Source organism: Enterobacter sp. MGH120 (assembly GCF_001037725.1).
Taxonomy (GTDB): Bacteria; Pseudomonadota; Gammaproteobacteria; order Enterobacterales; family Enterobacteriaceae; genus Enterobacter; species Enterobacter hormaechei_C.
The window spans coordinates 3,101,283-3,117,619 of record NZ_KQ089940.1 but is presented as its reverse complement, the minus strand read 5'-3'; the positions used below and the strand labels follow the sequence as shown (position 1 = coordinate 3,117,619).

Below are 16,337 nucleotides of genomic sequence, written 5' to 3'. Positions count from 1 at the left end.
AGGGAAACCCTCTACACTTAAAGCAGGAGGACTTATGACCCTGTCTTTTACTGCTCACTGGCACGATGAATTACCCGGCTTTTACACCGCGCTTAAGCCAACGCCATTACAGAACGCGCGTCTTATCTGGCATAACGATGCATTAGCGGATTCGCTTGGCATCCCTTCGACGCTTTTTCAGCCAGAAAAAGGCGCCGGCGTCTGGGGCGGCGAAACGCTGCTCCCGGGCATGAAGCCGCTGGCTCAGGTCTACAGCGGACATCAGTTTGGCGTCTGGGCCGGACAGCTCGGCGATGGCCGCGGCATCCTGCTGGGTGAACAACTTCTGCCGAATGGCGAAACGCTCGACTGGCACCTGAAAGGGGCAGGGCTAACCCCGTACTCACGCATGGGGGATGGCCGCGCGGTGCTGCGTTCAACCATCCGTGAAGGTCTGGCTTCCGAGGCGATGCATGCCCTGGGGATCCCCACCTCACGCGCGCTGTCCATTGTCACCAGCGACACGCCGGTGGCCCGTGAAACGATGGAGCAGGGAGCGATGCTGGTCCGCGTGGCGGAAAGCCATCTGCGTTTCGGTCATTTTGAACACTTCTACTATCGCCGCGAGCCGGATAAGGTCCGCCAGCTTGCCGATTACGCCCTTCGCCGTCACTGGCCGCACCTGCAAAACGAGCCGGACCGCTATGTTCTCTGGTTCCGTGATATTGTCGCGCGCACTGCCGCAATGATTGCCCGCTGGCAGGCCGTCGGCTTTGCCCACGGGGTGATGAATACCGACAACATGTCCCTGTTAGGGCTGACGTTTGACTACGGTCCGTACGGCTTCCTTGATGACTATCAGCCGGGTTACATCTGTAACCATTCGGACTATCAGGGGCGTTACCGTTTCGACAACCAGCCTGCGGTGGGGCTGTGGAACCTTCAGCGGCTTGCGCAAAGCCTGTCGCCGTTTATCGACGTCGATGCCCTGAACGATGCGCTGGACAGCTATCAGGAGATCCTGCTGCGGGAATATGGTGTGTTAATGCGCAACAAGCTGGGGCTGATGACGCAGGAAAAAGGCGATAACGCGCTGTTGAATGGGCTGTTTGCCATCATGGTGCGTGAAGGCAGCGACTATACCCGAACCTTCCGTATGCTGAGCCAGACCGCGCAGCAGAGCGCCGCGTCACCGCTGCGCGACGAGTTCATCGATCGTCAGGCGTTTGATGACTGGTTTGCCGTTTACCGGACGCGTTTACAGCAGGAACAGATTGATGACGATACCCGCCAGACGCGGATGAAGGCGGTTAACCCGGCGATGGTGTTGCGCAACTGGCTGGCGCAGCGGGCCATTGAGCAGGCAGAGCAGGGGGATTATACCGAGCTGCATCGGCTGCATATCGCCCTGCGCACGCCGTTTGCCGACCGGGAGGATGACTATGTCAGCCGCCCGCCGGACTGGGGCAAGCGGCTGGAAGTGAGCTGCTCAAGCTAAGGGGCGAGAAAAACCTGCGGTGCGGCGTGCGCCGGATGTCTGCCGACGTGCACCTGCGCACCGTACCAGTGTGCCAGCGCGTCGGCCTGCAAAACCGTCTCCGGTATGCCCTGAGAAACAATCCTGCCGTTGTGTAACAGCAGGATCCGGTCCGACCATAATGCGGCAAGATTGAGATCGTGCAGCACCACGCAGGCGTGAAGATGGCCCTGACGGGTCAGCGATTTCAACAGGCGCAGCAGATGCTGCTGGTGGTAGAGATCCAGCGCTGAAGTGGGTTCGTCGAGAAACAGCCAGCCGCGCGGCGTTCCGTCACGCCACAGCTGCGCCAGCGCGCGGGCGAGCTGGACGCGCTGCTGCTCGCCGCCGGAGAGGGCATGATAACGCCTGCCGGCCAGCGGCAGGCAACCGGTCAGCTGCAACACCTCACGCACAATCGACGGTTCCGGGTGACGCGTCCAGGGCGCACGCCCCATGCCAACGATCTCCTCCACCTGCCAGTCAAATCCAGGCTGAGACTGCTGGCGCATCACTGCCCGATAGCGGGACAGCGTCTGCGGATGCCATTCATCCAGCGCTTTTCCCGCCAGCGAACAGCCGCCGCTGTCGGGTTTCAGGTAGCCGGTCAGCAGCCGCAGCAGCGTGGATTTCCCCGCGCCGTTGGGGCCGATCAATGTAACCAGCTCTCCCTGCGACAGTGACAGCGAAACGTTATCTGTCAGCGTGCGGCCAGATCGGGTAAAAGTAAGATTTTCAGCCGTATAACGTTCAGCCATGCTGTTCTCCACGACGAAAAATGAGCCATAAGAACCAGGGAGCGCCAAGGATACTGGTGAGCAGGCCGACCGGCATTTCTGCCGGAGCGACCAGGGTGCGCGCGACCGTATCCGCCACCAACAGCAGTAATGCGCCCGCGAGTACCGTGCCGGGGAGGGTTGCCCGGTGATCGGCGCCCAGCCACATGCGCATCAGGTGCGGCACCACGAGTCCGACAAAGCCAATCACGCCGCTGACGGCGACAGCCGCAGCGACCAGCAGGGCGCTGCATAACAGTAATATTCGCTGTACAAGGGCAACGTCCACGCCAAGGTAATGCGCTTCCTCCTCACCCAGTTGCAGTAAATTTAATGCGCTGGCACAACGCCAGATCGCCAGAACGGCAGGCACCATCAGCGAGGTCACGGCGAGCAGCGTTGACCACTGTGCCTGACCAAGACTTCCCATTCCCCAGAGTGAAAGCTGACGCAGCTGGGCGTCATTGCTGACCCACGAAAGCACACCCACTGCCGCACCGCACAGGGCATTGATGGCGATACCCACCAGCAACAGACGTGACAGAGAGGGGTCACGCTGCTTGCTGAGCAGGAAGATCACGCCAGTGGCTGCCAGCGCCCCAAGAAATGCCGCCAGCATAGGGGCGTAAAGCATCACCAGCGCGGGCAGCGAGAGCGGGAGCACCACCCACAGGGCGACGGCCAGCGCCGCACCGCTGCTGATCCCGAGCAGGCCCGGGTCGGCCAGTGGATTGCGGAACAGCCCCTGCATGACGCAGCCGGCGAGCGCCAGCGATCCGCCAATCACCAGCGCCAGCAGTACGCGGGGCAGACGGATGGTAAGCCAGATCTGGCGTAGCGTCTCATCGCTGCCGCTCCACAGCACGTTCACCGGCAGGCGTAACGCCCCAAAACCGGTGGCCATGAACGTCATGACGGTAAGCAACCCCGCCAGAAGCCATAACGATAACGTGATGCGCCGGGACATCAGGGCAGTTGCTCCGCTCTGGCACGCAGCTGTTGTATGGCTTTCGGCGTGCGGACGCTGAAGCCCAGCAGGGCCATGTCATCAATAGCCAGCACCTGCTTGCTTCGTCCCGCTGGCGTTTGCGCCAGGCCGGGCAGTTTCCACAGATTTTCTTCGCCGCCCAGCGCGTTAAGGCCGTCCTGCGAAATCACCACCAAATCCGGCTGGCTGGCCATCACCCCCTCCTGGGAAAGCGGCTGATAGCGGGTAAAGCCCTGCATGGCGTTCTGCAACCCGGCGGCGCGTATTGCCGCATCCGCGCCGGTCTGTTGCCCGGCCGCCATTGCGGTCATTCCGCCGTGGCTGAGGATAAACAGCACCCGCTTGTTGAGCGGTGTTGAGGGCAGTGCCGCCAGCGCCTGACGCAGCGAGTTGCGCAGGGTTTCCCCTTGCGCCTCATGATGCGTCGCCTGAGCTATCACCCGTACTTTTTCGTCAATCGCGCGCAGGTCAGGCGTGCCGGGAACGGTAACCACCCGGACGTGGCTCTGTTCAACCTGTTTCAGCGCCAGAGAGGGCTGCGCCTGGTCGCTTGCCAACACCAGCGTCGGGCGTACGGACAAAATTCCCTCCGCATTCAGCTGGCGAAGATACCCCACGTCAGGCAGCGCATTTGTCGCCTGCGGCCACTGGCTGGTACTGTCGCGCGCAACCAGAGAAGACTCCGCGCCGAGGGCGTAGACGATCTCCGTCACGTCGCCGCCGAGGGCGACAATTCTCTCCGGCGCGGCGACGGCGACCAGCGGCAGGGCGCAGAGCAGGGCGAACCAGTTTTTCATGCGGCCAGCCCTTCTGGCGTCAGGGCGTCAATCTGGCGGCGCCACTGGCTCTGCTCAGGCTCGCCTTCGGTACGCTGCCCGTAGAGCTGGGCGATCTGAGTGCCGTCCGCAGCAAACAGCTCCAGGCTGGTAACGTGTCCGTCCGCCGTAGGCTTGCGCGTTACCCACGTCTCGGCGATAGTCTCCTCCAGCAGATGCAGGGTAAAGGTTGGGTTGAAGATGTTCAGCCAGCCCTTCATGGGCGTCAGTTTTTCCACCACACCGGTGAAGATCTGCACGCAGCCGCGGTTGCCGACGAAGATCATGATTTCGTTTCCGTCCTGTCGCGCCGTCTCCAGCAGCTGTGCCAGCGCGCTGTTATCCACCTTACAGGCCAGATCGTCACTCACCAGACGAAACGCCTGCTGGCGGCTCAGGTTATGGCGCTTTAGTAAGCTAAAGAACTGATGCACATCGGTCATGGCGCGCCACTCTTTCTCCACCGAGCCTGCATCAGCACCGTCGGAATGCGCAGGGGCATCGACAGCCTTCAGTGCCAGAGTGGGGTTATCGGCAATGATAAAACGGGTCAGCACGTCGCCCCAGGCGGCAACGTCGGTGTGATCCGTGGTGTAGACCTTCAGTAAAGCGTCGCCCTGATGATCGAAGAACTGAATGCTCTGACGTTCGCCGCGGGAGGTCGTTTCACTTATGTGGAACGCGCTCGCCCACTGGTTGAGGAACAAACGCAGATCCAGCGCGCGCGGATTCAGCACCAGCCCGGCGTGGCCGCCGAGGTGCTGGTTAGTAAACGCCCCGACCTGTTCGTGAACGGCGTATTCGTTACGGCAGATGCATTTGGTTTCCCCCACCGACTCCAGCGCTGCCAGAATCTCACGGATTTCACCGCGCAGCCGCCAGGCGTCGTGTCCAACGCGCGCAAATGCCAGCTCTGCTTCGCTGATGTGCATTAATCCGGCGATATCACGGGCGTACTTACCCGGATGTTCTTCTTTAAGCTCAAGCCAGCGTGTGTAGTGACCCATAATCTTATCCTTCTGAATCGTTGCCCCGAAGGGAATTACCATTGATAACTGACGAAGATCTTGCCGTTGCGGCCATCCTGCGGGATGCCTTGTGGTGACCAGTAGGCTTTGTCGAAGGCGTTCCCCAGCACGAGGGTGGTGGTGATGCCTTTGAACTGCTGCTGACCTTTATAGCTGACGTAGAAATCATTCACTGCGTAGCCAGGCTGCTCGCTGTAGCTGCTGCTGATGTGCGTTGAACGTTCGACGAAGGTGCCGATCCAGCCCACGGAGAAGCCGCTTTGCGCCACGGGGATATCCAGCTTGCTGGTGACGGTGTCCGGGTTGATGCTGGAGATGTATTCGCCCGTGTCGGTATCTTTCCCGCGCGTGCGGTTGTAGGCCACGTCCAGGTTGAACAAACTGGTCGCGTAGGTCGCCATCATGTCCCAGCCCCAGATTTTGGCATTTGGTACGTTATAGGACATGGTGGTGGCCGCCGCAAAATCGACGGTAGTGGAGATGTAATCTTTCGCTTTGGTGTCGAAGTAGCTGGCTTTGAACTCCAGCGCGTCGTTGGCGAGCAGCAGATCGTCAAAACGTAGCCCAAAACCGAACTCCTGGGTTTCGTTAGTTTCCGGACGCAGGTTCGGGTTCGGCACCCAGTAGTTGGTGTAGAAGCTGCCGATAGAGAAGTGCTTCGAGTCGTTATACATCTCGCCCATCGTTGGCGCACGGAAGGCCTGGGCGTAAGAGCCGAACAGCATCAGCCAGTCGGCTGGACTCACGGTTAACCCGGCGCGTGATGACCACTTATCCGCATCCACGTCGTCGTAACCGTCGCTGCTGCCGCGGTAGTTGTCGTAACGCGTCCCGCCGAGAAGCGTTACCGGCAGGTCGCGCAGGGTGATCTCATCCTGCAACCAGCCGGAGCTGAAGTCGATTTTCGCGTCCGGGAAGCCGGTGGTCGCGCCGCCAGGGTGTTGCTCCTGACGATAGTATTCCCCCCCGTAGGTCAGCAGGTGCGAGGCGAAGGAGTCGCTGAACAGGCGGGTGCGGTTTTCCACTTTGCCGCCTTTGGTAGTCTGCTTACGGAACTCGCCGCTGGCGTCGATGTTCTGGGCGTTGATCCGCGCTTCGGACCAGTAAATTTTCGCATCGGCGTTCAGCCAGTCGTTTCCGGCTGGCGCAATGCGGTAGCCAAGCTGGGCATCGCGCTGAATGGTGGAACGATCGGTCATCGGGTTACTGCTGCTGGCATCCGTGGTCTGCGGATTTTTCGGCTCCTGCGCGTCGTTGTTGTAGTAGCGCAGGGAGCCACTCAGCGTCTGCGCCGGATCGATTTTCCAGCTGCCTTTCGCCAGCATATTGTTGATGGATTCGTCGTTTGGCGCCCTCGCGCCGTCACTCTGGCGAATGTCGCCGCGATCGCGGCTGGACCAGGAGACCAGACCGTCCAGGGTATCGGTGCGGCCATAGGCGCTGGCACCCATCCCGATGCTATGATCGCCCGTTGCACCGGTAGCAAATACGCGATAGCCGCTGTTTTTACCTGCATCCAGCAGATCGCTGGCGTCGACGGTGTCATACGAAATTACGCCGCCCAGCGCGCCGCTGCCGTACAGCAAGGCGGAAGGACCACGTACTACTTCAATACGTTTGATCAGCGCCGGATCGAGGAACGTGCTGTTCAGGTGTCCGGTATCAGTGCCCTGGCGCACGCCATCCACCAGTATCAGCACGCCACGGCGGTCATAGCCCCGGAGGTTAACGTCCTGACCGTTGGTGCGCCCGGTGCCGTCCAGCGTCAGACCGGGCACCTTGCGCAGCAGGTCGGCGGCGGAGCTGGCGGTCTGGTTTTCCGGCGCGGTGGCGTCAATCACGCTCACCATCATGGGGGCTTCAAAGGCGCTGCGGGCATTGCCGGTGGCGGTGACGGTGATCTCGTCTGCGGCGGCAAACGTAACGCCCGGCAGGGTGCTGACAATCGCCAGCGCCAGAAGAGACGGGCGTAAAGACGCGGATTGCAGGTGTGGCATAGCAACTCTCCATAAGAATTGAAAAGCGCTGGCTGCCTGGGGATCACCTGGGTGGCTGGCGAATGTGTTGTCTGGTTTATTTAGTCAGGATCAGTTTTCCGGCATTGGTCTGGCGCAGCAGGTAGTGCTGGCCGTCATGCTCGATAATGACCCGTCCCTCCTCACCCAACAGGCTTTTGCTGTCGATTCGGCGATCGGTGGGAGCAGGGGACGGTGCTGTGTGTGTTTTTGTTGGCGTTGCCGCGCTGTTATCGGTAGGTGACATAATGTTTATAAATAACAATCAATGTAACAATGATAATCATTATCAATAAACTGCAAATTCACGGCAAGCGTTTTTGTGAAAATTGTGTGACGGGATCAAATTTGGGGGAGAGGTGCGGTCTGATGCCCTCACCCCGACCCTCTCCCACGGGGAGAGGGAGAAGGGCACGTACCGTAGGCCGGGTAAGCGCAGCGTCACCCGGCAGGATTTTAAAAGCGTGTGTCCACGGCTGAAGCCAGCATCTCCAGCAGCAGCTCGCTGTCTTCCCAGCTCAGGCACGGGTCGGTGATCGACTGGCCGTAGACCATTTGCTGTCCGGCGACGATCTTCTGCGTGCCTTCTTTGATAAAACTCTCCGCCATAATTCCTGCAATGGCGGTCGAGCCGCTGCGGATCTGCTGGCAAACTTCCTCGCAGACGTCCAGCTGGCGGCGGTGCTGTTTCTGACAGTTGCCGTGGCTGAAATCCACCACCAGATGCTCCGGCAGGTCAAATTCCGCCAGCGTTTCGCAGGCGGCGGCAATATCTTCTGCATGGTAATTCGGTTTTTTACCGCCACGCATAATGATATGTCCGAACGGGTTGCCGCTGGTCTGGTAGATGGTCATCTGGCCGTTTTTATCCGGGGAGAGGAACATATGGCTGGCGCGTGACGCGCGGATGGCATCTACGGCAATTCGGGTATTGCCGTCCGTTCCGTTTTTGAAGCCCACCGGGCAGGAAAGCGCCGACGCCATTTCACGGTGGATCTGGCTTTCGGTGGTACGTGCGCCAATCGCGCCCCAGCTAATGAGGTCGGCAATAAACTGTCCGGTCACCATATCCAGAAATTCGGTGGCAGTTGGCACGCCCAGCTCGTTAACCTGTAACAGCAGCTTGCGCGCCAGTGTAATACCGTGATTCACCCGGTAGCTACCGTTCAGATCGGGATCGGAAATCAATCCTTTCCAGCCCACGACGGTACGCGGCTTTTCAAAGTAGGTACGCATCACGATCTCCAGGCGATCCTGATACGTGCCGCGCAGCGTCTGAAGGCGTTGTGCATAATCCATTGCCGCGTCGAGGTCGTGGATGGAGCAGGGGCCAATCACCACCAGAAGACGTTTGTCTTCACCATTGAGAATTTTTTCGATGCGGCGACGGGAGGCCGTCACATGGTCCGCCACCTCGGCGGAAACGGGATGCAGCCGGGCCAGTTCAGCCGGTGTGACCAGGCTATCAATGCGCGCGGTGCGCAGTTCGTCGGTTTTATTCATGGAATGTCTCAGAAATTTTTTGCTTCATCGGCAGACTACCGGGAAGTGATGGGCATCACCTTAAACCAATCCCTGCTGATTTCAAGTTCGGGGCACGTCGCCCCGAGGATGGCGTAATAATAACTGAAACCGGAATAATGTACTAGCATATTAGTACATGCGGCGATTCAGCCCCATGATATCGAGGATTTTGGTGGCAATTTCTTCTACTGAATAGTTGGTACTGTTCAGCCAGGGAATTTGATTTTTCCGGTACAGCGCTTCGACTTCGGAGACTTCCATTCGGCACTGGCGCATCGAGGCGTAGCGGCTGTTCTCGCGACGTTCTTCGCGGATCGCTGCCAGTCGTTCCGGGTTGATGGTCAGCCCAAACAGCTTATGCTGGAGCGGCTTGAGCGCGGCGGGCAGCACCAGGTTATCCATATCATCGGCAATAAAGGGGTAGTTGGCGGCACGAATGCCAAACTGCATGGCCAGGTAAAGGCTGGTGGGGGTTTTACCGCAGCGCGACACGCCGAGCAAAATCACCTGCGCCTGGTCGAGATTGCGCAGGGAGATCCCGTCGTCGTGCGCCAGGGTGTAGTCAATGGCGGCAATACGCGCATCGTATTTGGTCAGGTTACCGGGGTTCAGCCCGTGGGTACGGTGGGCGATCGGCGTCGGGTCGAGCTTCAGCTCGCTTTGCAAGGGAGCAACCAGCGCCTGCACGATGTCCTGACAGAAGCCCTCGCTTTGCAAAATGATGTTGCGGATCTCAGGGATCACAATGGAATAGAACACCAGCGGACGAACGCCGGTCTGCTGGTAAATGGCGTCGATCTGGTCCTTGACCGCTTTGGCCCGGCTCTCATTTTCCACGAACGGCAACGTGATGCTGTTTATCGATACCGGAAACTGCGACATCACCGCGTGTCCCAGCACCTCGGCGGTAATCGCCGTCCCATCAGAAATATAAAAAACGTGGCGATCGACAGCATTATCCATTTTATCCACCCTGAATAGCGTACGTAATTGCCTGAAAGCATAAATTAAAAAAGTTAATTTCACAGCAAAGAACTTATCTGAATTTAAAATGAAATGGTGTTTTTGATTTTCCTGAAAAGTGGATTTCATTTTTCGAATAGCGGCTTTATTTCTATGGTTTTTGCCGGAATCTATAGGAATCATCGGGTTAGCGAGTGCCGGGAAACTGTCCGAAAAGTTGAAAATTTAAATTGCTTACACGATTCACCGTTTTTTTAGCGGAAATAAATATGCCAGTATAAATACGTAGTCAGGTGTTTCTTACTCCGATCAAATATCACAAAAGGATTGTTTCGATGTCCAACAATGGCTCGTCACCGCTGGTGCTTTGGTATAACCAACTCGGCATGAATGATGTAGACAGAGTTGGGGGCAAAAATGCCTCCCTGGGTGAAATGATTACAAATCTGTCCGGTATGGGTGTCTCCGTACCTAACGGGTTTGCCACAACCGCCGATGCGTTTAACCTGTTTTTAGACCAGAGCGGTGTAAACCAGCGCATTTACGACCTGCTGGATAAAACGGATATTGATGATGTCACCGAGCTTGCCAAAGCCGGCGCGCAAATCCGCCAGTGGATTATCGACACACCTTTCCAGCCGGAACTGGAAAAAGCCATCCATGACGCGTACAACCAGCTCTCCGCTGACGACGCGCAGGCCTCCTTTGCCGTGCGCTCTTCCGCCACCGCGGAAGATATGCCTGACGCCTCTTTCGCCGGGCAGCAGGAAACCTTCCTCAACGTCCAGGGTTACGAGGCGGTGCTGGTGGCGGTGAAGCACGTGTTTGCTTCCCTGTTCAACGACCGCGCCATCTCCTATCGCGTCCATCAGGGCTATGACCACCGCGGCGTGGCGCTCTCCGCGGGCGTACAGCGCATGGTGCGTTCCGACGTGGGCTCTTCCGGCGTGATGTTCTCTATCGACACTGAATCCGGCTTCGACCAGGTGGTATTTATCACCTCCGCATGGGGTCTGGGCGAGATGGTGGTGCAGGGGGCAGTGAACCCTGACGAATTCTACGTGCACAAGCCTACGCTGGCGGCTAACCGTCCGGCAGTGGTACGCCGCACCATGGGCTCGAAAAAAATCCGCATGATCTATGCTCCGACGCAAGAGCATGGCAAGCAGGTCACCATTGAAGATGTGCCGCAGGAGCAGCGGGATCGCTTCTCGCTGACCGACGCCGAAGTGGAAGAGCTGGCGAAGCAGGCGGTGCAGATTGAAAAACACTATGGCCGTCCAATGGACATCGAGTGGGCGAAAGACGGACACACCGGCAAGCTGTTTATCGTTCAGGCGCGTCCGGAAACCGTCCGTTCACGCGGTCAGGTCATGGAGCGCTACACCCTGCACGCGCAGGGCAAAATTGTCGCGGAAGGCCGCGCAATTGGTCACCGCATCGGTGCCGGTCCGGTGAAAGTGATCCACGACATCAGCGAAATGAACCGCATTCAGCCCGGCGACGTGCTGGTGACCGACATGACCGACCCGGACTGGGAACCGATCATGAAAAAAGCGGCTGCCATCGTCACCAACCGCGGTGGCCGTACCTGTCACGCGGCTATTATCGCCCGTGAGCTGGGGATCCCGGCGGTAGTCGGCTGCGGTGACGCGACCGAACGCATGAAGGATGACCAGAAGGTGACGGTCTCCTGCGCTGAAGGCGATACCGGCTACGTGTATGCCGATATCCTCGACTTCAGCGTGAAAAGTTCCAGCGTGGATACCATGCCGGACCTGCCGCTGAAGATCATGATGAACGTCGGCAACCCGGACCGCGCGTTTGACTTCGCCTGCCTGCCGAACGAAGGCGTGGGCCTGGCGCGTCTGGAATTTATTATTAACCGTATGATCGGGGTGCACCCGCGTGCGCTGCTGGAGTTCGACGACCAGGACGCAAAACTGCAAAACGAAATCCGCGAGATGATGAAGGGTTACGACTCGCCGAGAGAGTTCTATGTGGGGCGTCTGACGGAAGGGATCGCCACGCTCGGCGCGGCCTTCTACCCGAAACGCGTGATCGTGCGTCTGTCGGACTTTAAGTCCAACGAATACGCCAACCTGGTGGGCGGCGAACGCTACGAGCCGGAAGAAGAGAACCCGATGCTGGGCTTCCGCGGCGCCGGACGCTACGTGTCGGAAAGCTTCCGCGACTGCTTCGCGCTGGAGTGCGAGGCGGTAAAACGCGTGCGCAATGACATGGGGCTGACCAACGTGGAAATCATGATCCCGTTCGTCCGTACCGTGGATCAGGCGAAAGCGGTGGTGGACGAGCTGGCGCGTCAGGGGCTGAAGCGCGGCGAGAACGGGCTGAAGATCATCATGATGTGCGAAATCCCGTCCAATGCCCTGCTGGCCGAGCAGTTCCTGGAGCACTTCGACGGCTTCTCCATTGGCTCGAATGACATGACGCAGCTGGCGCTCGGCCTGGACCGCGACTCCGGCGTCGTCTCTGAGCTGTTCGATGAGCGTAACGAGGCGGTGAAAGCGCTGCTCTCCATGGCCATCCGCGCGGCGAAGAAACAGGGTAAATATGTCGGCATTTGCGGCCAGGGTCCTTCTGACCATGAAGACTTTGCGGCCTGGCTGATGGATGAGGGGATTGATAGCCTTTCCCTGAACCCGGACACCGTGGTGCAGACCTGGCTGAGCCTGGCAGAGCTGAACAAGTAAAACCTGCATAATCTGAAAAAGGCGAGGATATCTTTCCTCGCCTTTTTTATTTTCCTGCGAATATGCTCACCATCACAAATAAAGCAAAAAACCAAATATCATAATTTACCTGTTAATTTAGACAATTGTTAGCGGGCAGGGCGTTGCTAATACTTGAGCCTTACCGCGTACATCCGTCGGGATGATGCGCGACTGGTTGAAATACGTTTTAACCTGATAAAAAGGCAAATAACAATGACAATCTCCTCTGTATTACGTACCAAAGATAAAATAGGTTATGGCCTCGGCGATATGGCCAGCGCGCTGGTCTGGCAAACGGCAACGTTATTTCTCGCTTATTTCTATACGGACGTATTCGGTTTGCCTGCGGCCATTATGGGCACCATGTTTTTAGTGGTGCGCGTGGTCGATGCGTTTGTCGACCCGTGCATTGGCGCGCTGGTGGACCGCACTCAGACCCGCCACGGTCGTTTTCGTCCCTGGCTGCTCTGGTTTGCCATTCCGTTTGGCGTGAGCTGCCTGATTACCTTCTACGTCCCGGATGCCGGGGCGACGGCAAAAATTGTCTATGCCTGCGTAACCTATGCCATCCTGAGCCTAATCTATTCCGCGATTAACGTCCCTTACTGTGCCATGCCTGGCGCGCTGACGCTCGACCCGCGCGAACGCCACTCGCTGCAATCCTGGCGCTTTGGCCTGTCGTTTATCGGCGGGTTGATTGTAACGGTCATCGCGCTGCCGCTGGTCTCATTATTAGGCCAGGGGAATGTGCAAAAAGGCTATTTCTATGCCATGAGCCTGATGGGGCTGCTGGGTATTGTTTTATTCTTCTGCTGCTTCTTTATGACCCGGGAGCGTTACTCGCCGCGCAATGACACCTCCGGCTCGATGCTGACGGATTTAAAACTGCTGGCCGCCAATAGCCAGTGGCGAATTGTTTTTCTGTTTAATATTTTACTGTTAACCGCCGTCGTGACGCGTGGCTCTGCGACCATGTATTACGTTAACTATTTTCTGTTACGTCCGGAACTGGTTTTTGCCTTTATTGTTTCCGGCATGGTGGCCTCCTTAAGCGGCGCATTATTATCTGAACGCCTGCTGGGCAAATTTGACCGGGTGCGTGCCTATCAGTGGACCATTATTTCTTTCGTTATTTTTGGCGCGCTGATTTTCTTCATTCCGCCTTCGCAGGTGTGGCTGATATTCGGTCTGAATATTGTATTTAGTTTTATTCAGAACCTGACCACGCCGCTGCAATGGACCATGTTCTCCGATGTGGTGGACTACGAAGAACACCGTAGCGGCCGCCGCCTGGACGGGCTGGTCTTTTCTACCGCCCTGTTTGCCATCAAGTTTGGGCTGGCGCTGGGTGGGGCGGTGGTCGGTTGGGTGCTTGGCATGGTGGATTACGCGCCGGGTCAGGCAAACCAGGCGCCTCACGTTCTCGCAACCATCAATGCCCTGTTCACCCTGATCCCCTGCGCGCTGTTCCTCTGCATGGTGGCGCTCCTTGCCATCTACAAACTTAACAGCCGGCTGGTGGACAGCATCGCCCGCGAGCTGGCCAGCAAACGCGATAGTCGAAACGATACGGGGCAGCTCAGCCCGGCAACCCAATCCGCACTACAGGAGTAAACCATGACTGCGATCTACAAGGACGCGGGACGTTCCGTACACGAGCGTGTCGCTGATTTACTGGCGCGTATGACGCCGGAAGAGAAATTTGCCCAGATGCACGCATACTGGCTGATCCTTGATGAACACGGCAACCACCGCGAGCGCAGCGATCTGAGCGATGAATTCGCCGGCGTGAGCGAACAGGCGTCCCTCAGCGAAAGGCTGAAGCTGGGCGTCGGGCAGATCACCCGCCCGCTCGGCACGCACATTGTTGATGCAAAAACCGGCGTGCGTGCCGCCAACCGCCTGCAACGCATGATGATGGAGGAGACCCGGCTCGGCATTCCGGCGCTGTTTCATGAAGAGTGTCTGGTAGGGCTGCTGTGCAAAGATGCAACGCTGTTCCCGTCGTCGCTGAACTACGGTTCTACCTGGGACCCGGCGCTGGTGCAGCGCGCGGCGGAGCAGATTGGCAAAGAGGCCCGATCCGTCGGGTGCCAGCAGGGGCTGGCCCCGGTGCTGGATGTCTCGCGCGATGTGCGCTGGGGACGGACGGAAGAGACCTTTGGGGAAGATCCGTGGCTGGTAGGGGTGATGGCGACGGCGTACGTGAAGGGGTTGCAGGGCGATAAGCGCGATCTGCTGGCGACCCTGAAACATTACGTCGGCCACTCCTTCAGCGAAGGGGCGCGCAATCATGCGCCGGTCCATCTCGGTTTCAGCGAGCTTAACGATACCTTCCTGCTGCCGTTTGAGATGGCGGTAAAGCTGGCCAACGCCGGTTCGGTGATGCCAGCCTATCACGACATTGATAATCAGCCAGGGCACAGCGACCATTTTCTGCTCACCACCGTGCTGCGTGAACAGTGGGGCTTCGACGGCATTATCGTGGCGGATTACGGCGGCGTCAGCCTGCTGCACCAGCACCACGGGATTTCTCACGATCCAGCACAATCGGCGGCTCTGGCGTTTAACGCCGGGCTGGACGTGGAATTGCCGAAGGATGACTGCGCGCGTCATCTGGCGGAAGCGGTAGAGCGTGGGCTTATCTCAATGGCGAAAGTGGATGAGATTGTGGCGCGCGTGCTCAGTGAAAAATTCCGTCTTGGGCTGTTTGAAAAACCGTACGCCGACGAAGACGGTATCGATTTGCAGAATGAGGCGACCCGGCAGGTGGCGCGCGAGGTGGCAACAAAATCGATCACGCTGCTGGAAAATAACGGCATTTTGCCCCTCGGCGGAAAACCCCGTGTAGCGGTAGTGGGGCCGACGGCGGACGATCCACTGGCGTTACTGAGCGGCTACAGCTTCCCGGTTCACCTGATTATCAGCGATATGGTTGAAGACACTTCGCAGGTGACTACCCCGCGCGCGGCGCTGGAACAGTACCTTGGCGCATCACAGATACGTTACGCCAAAGGGTGTCACATTATCGAAAAACGGATGGCGGGCGCACCGGTGTTCCCGGGCGACAGCGGCGGTAAGCCGATGCAGCAATCGCCGGTTTCACAACGCACGGATCTGATCCCCGACGCCGTGAGCGCGGCAAAAGAGAGTGACGTGGTGGTAGCCTGCGTGGGCGACCTCGCCGGACTATTCCAGAGCGGCACCGTGGGGGAAGGTTCGGATACCGATTCGCTGGATCTGCCGGGCGTGCAGCAACAGCTGCTGGAGGCGCTGGTGGCAACCGGTAAGCCGGTGATTGTCGTCATGACGGGTGGGCGTCCTTATAACCTTCAGGGGCTGGAAGAGAAGGTGGCCGCGCTGATGATGGCCTGGGCGCCGGGGCAGGAAGGGGGCTGGGCGATTGCCGATGTCTTAACCGGCCGCGCGGAGCCGCAGGGCAGGCTGGTAGTGAGCGTGCCGAAAAACGCCGGGGCGATGCCGTACTACTATAACCACAAGCTGAAAAGCGGCGGCACGCCGTTTGCGTTCCATTTCGGCGCACTTTACCCGTTCGGTTACGGTCTCGGCTGGACGCAGTTTCGCTGGGGCGCGGCCCGCCTGGCGGAAAGCCGCGTCCCGATCGACGGAGAGGTGGCGTTAAGCGTCGATATCACCAACACCGGCGAGCGCAGCGGCAGCGAAGTGGTACAGGTGTACGTACGCGATAAGGTCGCCACGCAGGTGCGTCCGCTTCAGGAGCTGAAAGCGTTCCAGCGCGTTACGCTTTCACCGGGAGAAACCGCCACGCTGACCTTTACCCTGCCGGTGGAGATGTTTAATTTCACCCGCCGGGACGGGAAGCGGATTGTCGAGCCAGGGGAATTTGAGCTACAGGTTGGCGCGTCCTCGGCGGATATACGCGAGGTGGTGAACGTGCTGGTAACCGGGGAGACGCGGGAGCTGGCGGGGGAATGGCGCATGCTCAGCCGCTGTGACATTACACGGGCGTAAAAAAG

12 protein-coding genes are annotated in these 16,337 nt (G+C 58.6%); 4 read left to right on the top strand and 8 right to left on the bottom strand.

From position 1 onward, the window contains the following. Positions 1-34: 34 nt before the first annotated feature. Positions 35-1,477 (top strand): protein adenylyltransferase SelO, encoded by a 1,443-nt coding sequence (gene selO / locus SK54_RS14525; RefSeq protein WP_039270979.1) that lies wholly within the window; start codon positions 35-37, stop codon positions 1,475-1,477. Here the strand turns inward: selO and SK54_RS14520 are convergent. The 8 genes from SK54_RS14520 to ppsR all read right to left on the bottom strand — a co-directional run bounded on the left by SK54_RS14520 (position 1,474) and on the right by ppsR (position 9,604). Continuing rightward, on the bottom strand, positions 1,474-2,253 hold the full coding sequence (locus SK54_RS14520) for a heme ABC transporter ATP-binding protein (RefSeq protein WP_015570728.1): 780 nt from the start codon (positions 2,251-2,253) through the stop codon (positions 1,474-1,476). The two genes, selO and SK54_RS14520, sit on opposite strands and share 4 nt — an antisense overlap. After that, on the bottom strand, positions 2,246-3,238 hold the full coding sequence (locus tag SK54_RS14515) for a FecCD family ABC transporter permease (protein WP_017384648.1): 993 nt from the start codon (positions 3,236-3,238) through the stop codon (positions 2,246-2,248). The genes SK54_RS14520 and SK54_RS14515 overlap by 8 nt, the downstream gene beginning before the upstream one ends. Next, positions 3,238-4,056, bottom strand: a complete 819-nt coding sequence (locus SK54_RS14510) for a heme/hemin ABC transporter substrate-binding protein (RefSeq protein WP_017384647.1) — start codon at positions 4,054-4,056, stop codon at positions 3,238-3,240. The genes SK54_RS14515 and SK54_RS14510 overlap by 1 nt, the downstream gene beginning before the upstream one ends. After that, positions 4,053-5,081, bottom strand: coding sequence for a hematinate-forming heme oxygenase ChuS (gene chuS / locus SK54_RS14505; protein ID WP_023296351.1), 1,029 nt, complete (start codon positions 5,079-5,081; stop codon positions 4,053-4,055). Before chuS ends, SK54_RS14510 begins: the two co-directional genes overlap by 4 nt. A 35-nt stretch (positions 5,082-5,116) precedes the next feature. Further along, complete coding sequence (locus SK54_RS14500) at positions 5,117-7,099, bottom strand: TonB-dependent hemoglobin/transferrin/lactoferrin family receptor (protein ID WP_017693583.1); 1,983 nt, start codon at positions 7,097-7,099, stop codon at positions 5,117-5,119. Between the two features lie 76 nt (positions 7,100-7,175). Further along, on the bottom strand, positions 7,176-7,364 hold the full coding sequence (gene hemP, locus SK54_RS14495) for a hemin uptake protein HemP (RefSeq protein WP_015570723.1): 189 nt from the start codon (positions 7,362-7,364) through the stop codon (positions 7,176-7,178). Between the two features lie 209 nt (positions 7,365-7,573). Beyond that, positions 7,574-8,620 carry a 3-deoxy-7-phosphoheptulonate synthase AroH gene (gene aroH / locus SK54_RS14490; protein WP_032670070.1) on the bottom strand — a complete coding sequence of 349 codons (1,047 nt, stop codon included), beginning with the start codon at positions 8,618-8,620 and terminating at the stop codon, positions 7,574-7,576. A 150-nt stretch (positions 8,621-8,770) separates the two neighbouring features. Continuing rightward, positions 8,771-9,604, bottom strand: coding sequence for a posphoenolpyruvate synthetase regulatory kinase/phosphorylase PpsR (gene ppsR, locus SK54_RS14485; protein ID WP_017384644.1), 834 nt, complete (start codon positions 9,602-9,604; stop codon positions 8,771-8,773). 335 nt (positions 9,605-9,939) lie between these two features. On the opposite strand from ppsR, the gene ppsA reads away from it, so the two are divergent. The 3 genes from ppsA to SK54_RS14470 all read left to right on the top strand — a co-directional run bounded on the left by ppsA (position 9,940) and on the right by SK54_RS14470 (position 16,332). After that, positions 9,940-12,318: a phosphoenolpyruvate synthase gene (gene ppsA / locus SK54_RS14480; protein WP_023296353.1), complete on the top strand. Its 2,379-nt coding sequence runs from the start codon at positions 9,940-9,942 to the stop codon at positions 12,316-12,318. Between the two features lie 234 nt (positions 12,319-12,552). After that, positions 12,553-13,953: an MFS transporter gene (locus tag SK54_RS14475; protein ID WP_048247507.1), complete on the top strand. Its 1,401-nt coding sequence runs from the start codon at positions 12,553-12,555 to the stop codon at positions 13,951-13,953. 3 nt (positions 13,954-13,956) lie between these two features. After that, positions 13,957-16,332, top strand: coding sequence for a glycoside hydrolase family 3 N-terminal domain-containing protein (locus SK54_RS14470; protein WP_048247505.1), 2,376 nt, complete (start codon positions 13,957-13,959; stop codon positions 16,330-16,332). Positions 16,333-16,337 lie beyond the last annotated feature (5 nt).